The sequence below is a fragment of the Flammeovirga sp. SubArs3 genome, from assembly GCF_947387565.1.
In the GTDB taxonomy this organism is placed as follows: Bacteria; Bacteroidota; Bacteroidia; order Cytophagales; family Flammeovirgaceae; genus Flammeovirga; species Flammeovirga agarivorans.
Map to the genome: position 1 here is coordinate 1020152 of NZ_CANDOA010000001.1, position 13038 is coordinate 1033189.

The 13038-nt window shown below is 29.4% G+C and carries 7 protein-coding genes; 6 read left to right on the forward strand and 1 reads right to left on the reverse strand.

The annotated features are described in order from the left end of the window. Positions 1-295: 295 nt before the first annotated feature. Positions 296-1693, forward strand: a complete 1398-nt coding sequence (locus tag QL232_RS03685; RefSeq protein WP_281613137.1) for an OmpA family protein — start codon at positions 296-298, stop codon at positions 1691-1693. 69 nt (positions 1694-1762) lie between these two features. Here the strand turns inward: QL232_RS03685 and QL232_RS03690 are convergent, their stop codons facing one another. Next, a complete protein-coding gene (locus tag QL232_RS03690) occupies positions 1763-2413 on the reverse strand; it encodes a hypothetical protein (RefSeq protein WP_281613138.1) in 651 nt (216 codons plus the stop codon). A 682-nt stretch (positions 2414-3095) separates the two neighbouring features. Between QL232_RS03690 and QL232_RS03695 the strand changes: the two genes are divergently transcribed. The 5 genes from QL232_RS03695 (at position 3096) to QL232_RS03715 (ending at position 13037) form a co-directional block, all read left to right on the forward strand. Further along, on the forward strand, positions 3096-4580 hold the full coding sequence (locus QL232_RS03695) for an ATP-binding protein (protein ID WP_281613139.1): 1485 nt from the start codon (positions 3096-3098) through the stop codon (positions 4578-4580). Between the two features lie 2 nt (positions 4581-4582). Then, on the forward strand, positions 4583-7795 hold the full coding sequence (locus QL232_RS03700; protein WP_281613140.1) for a Z1 domain-containing protein: 3213 nt from the start codon (positions 4583-4585) through the stop codon (positions 7793-7795). A gap of 8 nt (positions 7796-7803) precedes the next feature. Beyond that, positions 7804-8745, forward strand: a complete 942-nt coding sequence (locus tag QL232_RS03705; RefSeq protein WP_281613141.1) for a PD-(D/E)XK motif protein — start codon at positions 7804-7806, stop codon at positions 8743-8745. 2 nt (positions 8746-8747) lie between these two features. Beyond that, a complete protein-coding gene (locus QL232_RS03710; RefSeq protein ID WP_281613142.1) occupies positions 8748-11192 on the forward strand; it encodes an AIPR family protein in 2445 nt (814 codons plus the stop codon). Positions 11193-11621: 429 nt separating this feature from the next. Beyond that, complete coding sequence (locus QL232_RS03715) at positions 11622-13037, forward strand: DNA cytosine methyltransferase (RefSeq protein WP_281613143.1); 1416 nt, start codon at positions 11622-11624, stop codon at positions 13035-13037. Position 13038: the final 1 nt, after the last annotated feature.

A 13038-nucleotide genomic window follows, 5' to 3' on the forward strand; every position in this document is an offset into this window, starting at 1 on the left:
TTTTTTTTCAAAAAACTTTTTTTGGTATCGAAATACTGCCCTAAAATAACGTGGTTATAGTTTGGGATTATGATCATTGATTACAAAGAAATGACTCAACTATGATGTCTCACTTCGAAATAGATATTTACTCTTTAAGTAACTCTTGGTAAAAACATTCAATATTTAGTATCGTTTGTCAAAATATGACAAGTAATTGGTTTTTTATACCCCTGTGACCTCAGAAAACAAGAGATGATTCTTTGGTATATCAATTGAAACATAGGGGATATAGAATGAACCAAAACTTTTTATTATGTCATCTCTTTTCAAAATAGTACTTTCCTTTACCTTGTGTTGGTTACTTCCAATGAGTTTACAAGCACAATTTGCTCAAGTATTTTTCCATAAAAATCAGCATCAATTAAATTATAAAGCGAGAACGGTCCTCGATAATATTATATCAAAAAGCAAAGAAAGTGGTGCTTGCCGCGAACTTACTTTATATGGATTTACTGATCAGGATGCTTCCTTCGAGCACAATAAGAAATTGGCGTTGCAGCGTTCGATGTCGGTCTATCATTATTTATTAGAAGCAGACGCTCCCTTTATGTATAATTTTGTAACCATTGGTGAGGACGATATAGAAAAAGTACCTGATCATATCAAAGATAAAGAAGCCTATATGAGAAGGGTCGACTTAAAGTTTAAACGCAGCCATTATGACCGTACCTTTACAAAACAAGACTTCCCTAAAGAAGAATTTCTTATTGACCTGACCAAAGACACGACCATAGTAGGTCAGCAGGGGACAGTACTGAATATTCCTGCTTACAGCTTTGCACTAACTGAAAATAAAGAAGTAAAGATTGTTTTAAGAGAAGCATATACAGCCTCAAGTTTTATAAAAAATAAGCTGACTTCTGAAACAAACGATGGTGGTTTACTATCCTCTAAAGGAATGATACATGTAGAAGCCTATAAAGAAGGAGAAAAGGTAGACTTGGCTCCCTATAAATATATCTCTGTGAAGTTTAAAGGGAAGAAACATGGAGATGGAATGTCTCTGTATTATCCGAAAAAAGTAAGAGATGAGATGTTGTGGGAAAACGAACAAGATTTTTCCTCCCAATATTTAGCTAACAATATGTACTTCTCTTGGAGGTCGTATGCCTATTACGAAACCTATGAGCCAGTAAAGGATACCATCAGCTTATCACATGAAATTGATACCTTGATTGATGGGAAAAAGTATGTCTATACCAGAATTTATAAGCCAAGAGAGAATATCAATTATACCTCTCTTACGGAAATGTCTATGGATGTGCCTGCAGTGGACAATTACTTTAATGCATTTAGTCTTGGTTGGTTGAACTGTGATAGACTGAATGGATTTTCTGAAAACCAAGTCACAGAATTATATGTAGATATTAAAAGTGATGACCAAGCACCAAAAGCAGTGCTATATTTCCCCAAATTAAACGCGATTACTTCGAGTCATTATCATATCGATGGGAAAGCTTATTTCTATCAAATACCCAAAAACGAGGAAGCCTATTTGGTATCTTATTTTTCAAGAAATGGGGAAAACATTTTGTTTGGAAGTAGAAAGATCAACACCTCTACAGAGAATATTCAATTGACCTTACAACGCATTACTCCCTATACCCTAAACAGAGAGCTTGAGAAATTGGATCAGTCCATAAGGCAATGACGCTTATTGTACTTCAAGCAAACTTCAAAAAAAAGCGGAAGGTGGAGTTACACCTTCCGCCACTTTATTTTATACGATAACGCCTAAACTTTCAATGATCTGTTCATCATCATCGGTAGCAAAGCGAGCCGCGACCATAAACTCATCGCACCATTCGATCAGTTCGGAGATGCTCTTGTTTTTCTTTTCAGTAAGTGTCTGATCCAACCCTTTATCTAGAGTATTCTGTGATAACAGTTTCTCAAGTTCTTTAATCTCTTTAGAGAAAAGCTTTAGATTTTCTTCATCCAGTCTTAGTGCCAATAATTTAGCATGAATCGCCTTATTGGCTTGTAGCTTTTGGATCAGTTTCTTTACGCTATCGATTTGATCCGTCTTTGGTCTCGGAAAACGTTGATTGAGCCCTAGATCAGCAATCAGAATAGCATCCTTTTTAAACAATACTTTTAAGCCTTTTCTGATCTTACTGACTTTGTCTTTAAAGACCATATAAGCCTCATCTCTCTTTATTCTGGTCTTTTGTGATTCCACCAGTTGAAGGTAGTTATTGTCTACATCTTCTTTGGCCTTTTTTTGTAATGCCAGCCCTTGTTTGATTTTCTTCTCATCGTACCCCACAGTAGTTAACCGTTGCTGAAGCCCTTCGACCTCTGGGATATTACTAAACATACGTTCAGTAAAACTTAATAGCTCGCTTTCTTTTAATGATTTAAAGTTCATAATAGTTGAGTTTTGAGTTCATAAGAATAACGTTAGCAGTTTTGTCTATGTTCTGAGACATTTTACGGTTACACTCCCCTGTTTAAGTTTTACCCGCTCTCATTTTAGCGTTGCATATAGGCATTTTTACGTTACATGCCCCTGTTTCACCGTTACATCAGGGCAAATTCGTATTACAAACCCATGAATTAACGTTGCAAGTATCCATTTTTATGTTGCAAAGGGTCATTTTACCATTACATCGGTCTATTTTATGGTTACCTAACCATAAACTGACGTTACATTAGGGCAAATCAAGATTACATCCATATAAATAAGTGGATTGAAGGTATAAATCGAATAAACAGTAGGGTATTGGACCAGAAATAGCACTTCTATAGTTAGAAGAATCGTAAAATGAATAGATCCATAGACATAAAATTCCCCTTAGAAAGTAGAAGGAAATACATAGTTAGCTTTATTATTTAATGAACAAGTTGAAAAATTAATTACGTTAAACAGCTGATTAGCTTTCGGTTGTAAAGATAGGCTTAACTTATTTAAAATTTAAAGAAATTATGAAATAATTTTTAATTACAGGGATAGAAATAGATTTATTTAATATTGTTTAATGTTTTTTGTAATATTATTTTAATTTATGACCTTTTGAAGAAATTTTGAATGCCATTTACTTTATCCAATAATGAAAGAAAAAAATTACTGTCAAGCTAATCCTAATCCGGAATACTTAATTAAATCAATAGCTGAACAAGGGTATACTTTAGATACTGCTTTAGCAGATTTATTAGATAATTCAATTTCAGCTGAGGCAAATAAAATTGAAATTATCACAGATACAAGTAGCTCAGATGAAAATATGAGGTTATACTTAACTGATAATGGTTATGGTATGACTGAGTCTGAGCTTGAGAAAAATATGCATTTTCCTAGTAGTTTAATGGAAGCGAATAGGAATATTGAAGACCTTGGACGTTTTGGTTTAGGCTTAAAAACTGCATCTTTTTCTCAAACAAGAAAGTTTACTGTATTATCTAGAAAAAAAGGTACTGATAAATTTTATGGGAGAACTTGGGATGTAGATTATTTAAAACAGACACAAGAATGGAGGATGATCATTAACTCTAGTAATGAAGTTGAAACACTATTAAAAGATTATAATAGAGTATTGGGTTTAACTTTAAATCAATTTAATGACTATCAGTGTAATACTATTATAATCTGGGATGGTTTAAGAAAATTTCAAAATATCATTGATCCAAGTAAAAGAGCTGAAGCTTTAAAAAATCAGCTTACCTTTTCTACAAGTGAATATTTAGGTATTGTATTTCATAAATTTATTGAAAATGGTTTAAAAATTAGAATCAATAATATTAGAGTTGAAGCATTTGATCCTTTTAACAGTAATGAAAAGAATGGAATTAGATCTTTAGGTAGAAGAGAACGAGAATTTGGAGAAGATGTTTTAGGTTTAGAAGGTTTCGTACTACCAAATCAAGCTATTCGTGACGAAAATATTAGAACACGTTTTCTACCACAAAGTGGGAAAAAAGGATTATTAGATTTAGAAGGCATATATATTTATAGAGGTAATCGAATTATTTATTTTGGAGGGTGGAACGGTTTAATAAAAAAGTCCTCAAGGTTACAATTAGCTAGAATGATGATAGATGTAGAAAATGTAAATGATGATCTTTTACATTTGAATGTTGCTAAATCACAAATAACAATACCTTTTGATTTAAGGAGAGCAGTTGAAACTTACCTTGAAGACCTAACAAAAGAAGCTCATGTTGAATATTATAATTATGGTTCAAGAAAAAGAAGAGATCCAAAAGAGAAAGAACTAGAGTTCATTGAAAGACAACCTTCATCTAAAGGAGCTATTTATAAGGTTAACCTTAAAACACCATTAGTTAATGATTTATTATCATCTTTAAATGACGATCAAGAAAAGCTTTTTAAAAAAGTATTACTTGCTATGAATTCTACTATGAATCAGATGAGAAATTTAGATGATAAAAAAGATTCAGCAAAGATAATCGAAGATGAGGAATTAGAATTTAAATCTTACTATCATGAATTAATAAATTCAGGTCTTTCTCATGAAAGAGCAATAAGAACTATATCAAGAACATTAGGAGTAGATAAATCATTAATAATTATATAAAAATGTCAAGAAAAAGAATATCCCCAAAAGAAATTATTACAGATACGTTTTATGATTTCATTAGTGAAATAAATGACGATAAAGGGAGAATAACAGAAAATCAATTAGAAAGTTTAAAAAATGAATTAAAAGATGAAATTTATAAAGAGTCTGTATCTAATTTTAATTTTTTGAATAGAAGGAATACTGATATAGAACTTACATCAAATGATTTTGATAAACTATACTCATCTGTATTAAACGAGTATCTCTGTACTTATTCAATAATTAATGATCCTAGTTACACTTTAGTTAAAGAAAATCAATCTTGGTTAAATTTAGAACGAGAAGAAAAATTAAAGTGGTTTGATGAAGATGATAACTCATCTTATAGAAATCGTTATTTCAACCATCTAAGAAAAGGAGGAAGAACAGAAAAAGTAATTCAAGAGACAAAAAAATCTAGTTTAGATATTCTAAAGAATTTAGGTGACCCTGAATCTGCAACATCTTTTTTTGTAAAAGGGGCTGTAGTAGGAAGTGTTCAATCAGGTAAAACTGGTAATTTTAATGCTTTAATAAATAGCTCTATAGACCTTGGATATAGGTTGATAATAGTACTAAGTGGAATTATGGAAGACCTTAGAATCCAAACTCAAATTCGTATAGAAAAAGATGTGATTGGTCCAGAAATAACACAAGGAAAATATTTAGGTGTTGGTGATATTCAATATTTCCCTGATCACATCGATTCGATAACAGATAGAGTTAGTGATTTTAAAAAAACAATAGTTAAAGGAAAGTCATTTAAATCTAAAGGGAATAATATTCTGATCTGTAAAAAGAATTCAACTGTTTTAGATAGTTTATTGCAATGGTTTGGTGAATATTCAGGTGAAGATGATCTAATTAATACTCCTTTATTAATCGTGGACGATGAAGCAGATAATGCCTCTTTGAATAATCATGGTCATAAAGGTAAAGAGGAAGCATCAAAAATCAATAAGCAAATTAGAGCCATTCTACATCTTTTTACTCAAAAATCATATGTAGGATATACGGCAACACCTTTTGCTAATATTTTACAAGATAGAAATGATCCACCAACTTCAAAATATTTCACAAAAGATGGTAATAGTTTTGAGATGGAGGGGAATTTATTTCCTGATGACTTTATTGAACTTCTAACTCCTCCATCTAATTATGTAGGTATAAAAAGTTTTTTTGAAACAAGGTCAGAAGAGGTAAAAAAAATACCGCATTTAATAGAGGAAATAAATCCAAAAGATTTCGAAGAAAAGCTTCCAACAAGGTTTTTGAAAATAACAGGAGAGCCATACATTAAAGATTTTCATCCTTTAGAATCTAAGATAAGAACTCCCAAAAAAGAAGATAATTACCCTAATGAATCTGATGGGCTTCCGAACTCTTTAATAGATGCTGTCAAATGTTTTATACTGTCAGTTGCAATTAGAAATGCAAGAAAAAATGAATTGAAGAATACAGAGTTTTATCATCCTCATAACACAATGTTGATTCATATTTCTAGATTTAGTGATTGGCAAGATAGAACTGCTAAACAGGTTCAATTATTAGTAGATGAGTTAACTCAAAAATTAAATAATGATGCTATTGATTCTGATGTTTATAAAGACTTCGAAAGAATATGGAATATTTATTATTTGAATAAAACATCAGATATAATTGATAATTTACCTGAAGGATATACTGATTCTTTCTTAAAAGACCATGATTTTAATGAAGAAATTAAAGGTTTACTCCCGTTGTCAATCAAAGGTATTGAAGTTCTTGCTATAAATAGTAAAAAAGAGAACAAGGATAAGAAACTATTCTACCCTGACTTGGGAAGTAAAGAATTTAAAGAAAAGAAATATATTGCTGTTGGAGGAAATAGACTTTCAAGAGGATTTACTTTAGAAGGTTTAACAATAAATTATTTCCTGAGAGAGACATATAACGCTGATACTCTGATGCAAATGGGGAGATGGTTTGGTTACAGACCGGGGTATTTAGATTGTTGTAGATTATTTACAACAGAGGAAAGCATTGAAAGGTTCAATGAAGCTTCACTTATTATGGAAGATCTTGAAAATAAGTTTAAAGAACTTGCAAATACACCTAATAAAAAACCTAGTGATTTTACTATCTGGATAATGAATAATCCAGGAGTAATTAAGTTAACTAGACCGAATTTCCTAAAAGATTTATATGTAAAAAGTTTAAGCTTTAGTGATTATGTTGAACAATCAACAAAATTTCATATAAATAAATCATTAATTGAAACGTCATTTAATGCATTTGAAGAACATATAAATAAATTTAAGAATTGGAAACACGATGATAAGTATTCTGTACTTGAAACAGACCAAGAAGGGTTAAAAGGGTTTTTAAATCTACCTAGTACTATGATTAATCTTAATATCTTAGGTTTAGATGAGTACCTAGAAAGTTGTAAGAGTAAGAATAAACTAACTAAATGGAAAATTTTTATAAGGAAGCTAGGTGATGCAAAACACAATTCACAAAAACTATTAAATCAAAGTTTTAATCCTGTTATTCGTAGAGGACCTTCACCTGGTACAGCAAATAGAAAATCATTGATTAATGAAAATATATTTAAAGCAAGAAATGCTACAATAATATCACCAAAGGATTTTGCATTTCCACTTTCAGAAGATCAGATCAAAAAAGTTGAAACTAAATTCAAGGAAAATAGAAGAGGTCTTTTAGAAGCAGGGTATATAAGAAATAAAGATGGGTCTATATTAACTAAAGATGAAATTGAAAATAAAATAAAAAAAATTGCTATCCCTGATTCTGAATATAGAAAGGAATATGATGAATCTGAGGGAATATTAGTTATTTATTTAATCAATTTAGAAGGAGTATTTCAACATCAAAAAAATGACCCTATAACTGATGATGAACTAACAGATTATAAAATTAAAATGGGTTTAGAGAATATAAATACCCCATTGATAGGTTATGCTCTTGGTTTCCCTAGGTTAAATGGAATACCTGAAAAAGAATATGTTTCTAGACATTATTATGATAATATTGATAAAGATATTGAAGAAATGAATTTAGAAGAGCTACAAAATGTTTATAGAAATGAAGTTTCAAATCCAGACTATGATGAAAATTATACAACTTGGGATTTTGAAACATTAATAGAGGTGATTAAGGATCTAAGAGAACAAGAAGATGAATTATAAGAATACTTATGAATAAAAAAGATTTATTAAAGAAATGGGATAAATTAAATGGTCAATCTGAAAGAATAAAGATTCACCATCAATGTATACCAGAGTTTTCAATTGGATTTAGTGAGAATTTTAATTTATGTGCTCATCTAAAAATAAACAATAAACAAACTAATTTGAGACATGAGCGTCATGAAGAAAAAAATATAAGTTTTATCTTCGATAATAATGTGAAAATTATTGTTGTAGAATTATTGGATGTTTTTTTTAAGGACATTTTTCTTGATCTTATAATATCATTATTTAATACAATCAAAGATGAAAAAGATGATCAAAAAGTTGTAGATAATTTTACATTCTGCATTTTTAAATGGCGTTCTTTTTTTACTAAAACAAATGGTAATTTATCAGAAAATGATATAAAAGGATTATTAGGAGAACTATTCATATTAAAAAATATAATATCTAGAAATAAACTAGAAATCAATGATGCGATCAAATCTTGGAGAGGGCCTTATGGAGACCCACAAGATTTTCAATATGATACGAATCTAATAGAAGTAAAATCAAAATTATCTTCTGAGGAATCTGTAAAAATTTCGAGTATTCAGCAATTGTCTCCTGAAGGCCAAAATTTAATACTTGCCGTTGTAAACTTGAATAAAAGTGCTGATGGTAAAGATTTATCAATGATGATTAATGATTTAAGAGAGATTGTTATTTCTAAAAATGGAGATATTTCGGAATTATATAAATCTTTAAGAAAAGCTGGAGTAGAAATTAATGAACTCCAAAAATATGAATATTTAAGATTTAATTTTCTACTAGAAGAATTTTACAATGCATCAAGTCCTGAGTTTCCTAGTTTAAGGACTGATAACGTACCTAAAGAAATAAAAAAAGTAAGATATACATTATTATTATCAAACTTAAAAGCATATAGAATACCTGAATTTTATTAAAAATGGATATAAACGAATTATTAATTAATAGAGAAGATATTCTTGATGGTTCAAGAAATGAAGAAGGAGTAATTAGTCAAGAACTGATCTTGAATAAGATTATTCCAGATCTTTTAGATACGAAATTATTAGACTCAGATGATGTTGAAACATGTTTTTTTGATGATGGGAAACTTCAAATCAATGGCTTCATGTTAAATGATACTGAGGAAAGATTACAGATATTTGTAATAAATACTGATAGTATAAGTAAAAAAACAAAAAAAAATGATCTAGAAATTTCAACAAAATCATATTATGATAAATACTTTAATAAAGGATTGAATTTTATTAAAAAAGGTATTAATCGCAATATTGAGGAAGTTCAAGATTCAGATTCAACAGGGATTTTACTTAGAGATTTAGAAACAAGTGACTTCTTAAATAAAATTGATGTAATCGAGATTTTTGTTATTTCATTAACTTCTACAATTGAATCTAGGGGTATAGACAAAACAACAAAAAATATTGAGTTTAAAGACGATAAGATAAAAACAAAATTATCATTAAATAATGGGAGAGAAACTAAAGAAAAAGAGATACTAGTTTTAAAAAAACTTATTGATCTGAATTTTCTTTACAATGTTTTTCAATCAAAAGGGAATAGTTATCCATTGGTTGTTAACTTTGAGACCCTTTTTGGTGGGAAAATGGAAGCGTTAAGGGCTGCAGATGAGGAAAATTTTGAATCTTATTTATGTGTTTTACCTGCAACAGGACTTGCAAATTTATATAGAAGAGAAAGTACAAGGTTATTAGAGAAAAATGTACGATCCTTTCTACAATTTAAAGGTGTAAATAAAGGGATGAAAGAGACAATTACAAAATCTCCTGAAAAGTTTATAGCCTTTAATAATGGACTAACTATTACTGCTACTGATAAAGATCTTTATGAAGAGAATGGTAAAATATATTTAAAATCGCTTACAGACTTTCAAATCGTAAATGGAGGTCAAACAACTGCTAGTATCTATTTTTCAAGTAAAGAAGGTGCCAATATTGATAAAATTAGTCTCATGGCTAAAATAAATATTGCAAAAAATATGAGTGAAGATGATTTAAATACTCTGATATCAGATATTAGTATGTATTCTAATTCTCAAAGTAAAGTTTCAAGAGTCGATTTGAAATCTAGAAATACAGAATTAGATAAATTAAAATCATTGAGCAATAGTGTAGTTACACCTACTTCAAAAAAATGGTTTTTTGAAAAGTCTAGAGGTGAGTTCCTTACTAAAGCAAGATTGGCAGGTAGTAATGGGAAAGCTAAGATTGAAAAAGAATTTCCAAGAGAGAGGAGGTTTTCAAAAGAACAGCTCGGTAAATATTATACATCATGGGGCAATACCCCATATCTAGTTAAATTAGGTGGTGAAAAGGTATTTAGATATTTTATTGAAGAGCTTTCAGGAGATAATGAAACTAAAAAACCTAAAACAATAGATAGAGATTTTTATGAGAATGTAATAGCTAAAATAATAATCTTTAAATCTTTTGAAAAAATATATGGTGCAGGTAAAAATGCAATTGGACAACTACGTTCCGCAACTGTACCGTATTCAATGTCTTTTATAGTAGAGTTATTTAAAAAGAATAAAAAACATTTTTCTTTAGAAAAAGTATGGAAAGAGGAGAAAATATCTTCTAACCTAGAAGAATATGCATTATATCTAATGAAAGAAGTCGATAATTGGATTAAAAAATATTCATTATCTGACGATTTTGGTCAGTATGCTAAAAAAGAACAATTATGGGTTGATATTAAAAAATCAAAGGAGTTTAAATCATTCTTAATATCAGAAAATTCTAAAGTAATTTTAAATGAATATGGTCAATCTGTTGTCAAGAAGAAGAAAACCTCAAAAGAAGTAGATTTTGATGTAATCCTTAATACTATAGATATTTTTGAAAAAGGAAGAAGTTTTTATAAAAATCTAATTAATGATTCAGAAAGCTTTATTGATGAAACTACAAAAAGGCATTTGTCAAACAATTTGATCAAATTATTTAGCAATGAGGGAACACCAGATGATATTGGAGTCGAAGGTATTGATTGCTTTAATCAATTTATAAATACGATTAAAGAAAATAAACCTGAATTATTGAGTTTATATTCTTTTGAAAGTAATGATATTCTTAAACATACTATTAGTAGGATAATTACAGAATATAATATTCAAATTGAGGAGAATAATAATGTCATTAGTAGATTCGAAGGTTTTTCACAAGTAGCTAGGCAAAAGAGTATACCGTATGCAGAAACTCTAAATGATATAGGTAAAGCACTCGCAAGAGGGGTTGCACCATCATTAAAACAAATATTACAAGCATCAAATTATTTTGGTAAATCTATAAATAAACAAAATTCTGAAGATCTAAAAAAAAAAGATATTTCAAGAAAATTGTAAACCAGGACTTAAAAAGAACGCCTTCTACAAGTAATGATGCAGCAATTAATTTTTTTGGATTAGATATTACTACCTCTAATGAGAAAGAATTAAATATAATCTTTAATGGTCGAAAATATGATATTAGATTATCGAAACGTAACACTAGGAATGAGTTTCGATTATTTATTAATCATATTCATAACTTAATTAATTATGAAGTTGGAGATGTTCTAGAGTTTAATTATTTGAATGATAACTTATTCGAAGTGAAAATATCAGATGATCAGATTCTTGAATCAAACCAAAACCATTTAGTTATTTCAGAATAAAATTTAGCAGAACATATCAACATTATGTTCTGCTTTTTTATGTTTGTCAATATTTCTATTTAGTGGTAGGAATGAATAGAGACTTTTGTAATTTTGTAGATTGACAAATCATATTTAAATGGCAAAGAAGTATACATATATAGATTTATTTTCAGGAGCAGGAGGATTATCAATTGGTTTTGGAAATCAGGGTTTTAACCTTGAAATAGCAAATGATATTGCTAAACCTGCACTTGATACATTAAAATACAATACAGCCAAGTATTTACATCCAGATATGAATTTGGATCGTATTATTCATGGTGATATAATCGAATTATATGAACACTTAGGTGTTGGGCTTGTAGAGCAAGAAAGTCAAGGTCATAAAGTTATAAAGACAATGGCTGAAGAGAATCTTAGAAAGAAAGCACCTTCAGTTAAAGATGATGATGATATTAATGAAATTTTAAGTGAAATAACTTCAGTTGATGTATTGGTTGGTGGACCTCCTTGTCAGGGTTTTTCAATGATTGGTCGGTCTAAGAAAGCGACTCTTGAAGAGAGAGCAAATGGTTTTATAGATGATCCAAGAAATCAACTTTTTAAATATTACTTGAAATTTGCTGAAAAATTATCTCCAAAATTAGTTCTAATTGAGAATGTTAAAGGTTTAGCTTCGGCTTCAGGTTATAGAGATTTAATCGAAGAAACATTAAGAAAAACAGGTAATTTAGGATATAATGTACATTCTGAGATACTGAATGCAAAAGATTATGGTATCCCTCAAAATAGAGAGAGAATATTCTTTATTGGTGTAAGAAATGATCTAGTTTCAAAAGATATTACAGCTAAGCATATCTTTGATTTACTACTCAACGAGAAAGTAGAAAAAGAATTGACTTTAGAAGAATCAATTTTTGATTTACCTCAAATTGAAGCAAACCCAAAGCCCAATAATTATGATTCTAAAAAAGAAATTGCTTTTGGTAAACGTCATTATTTTGGAGAAAATATATCAAAAGGTAAATTTTTAGAATTAATTGAGCTAGATAGATCATCAAATTATAGAAATGAGATTAATTCTTATAATGGAGAATTGATTACTCCTGAACATTTATTTAACCATAAATCTAGGTATAATAACGAAAGAGACCTTTTCATTTACAAACATCTAGTAGAAGGGAAATATCTTAATGATCCAGTAAATAAGAAAGCTCTTTCAAAAGTTACATATGGTGTCTCTGTTGATAAAGATGGAAATAAAGCTGTTAGAAGTTTTGGTGATAAATATTTTAAATTAAATTCAAAAGGGGTATCTAAAACAATAATTGCACATCTCGAAACAGATGGAAATTCTTATGTTCACCCAGGGGAAAAACCTAGGAGTATAACCCCAAGAGAAGCTGCTAGAATACAATCATTCCCTGATTGGTATTTCTTTACAGGGTCTACAAGAAATCAGTTTAAACAAATTGGAAATGCTGTACCTCCATTGTTAGCTTCGAAGATTGCAAAACAATTCAAAACAGTATTGGATAGCTTAAATAAATAAA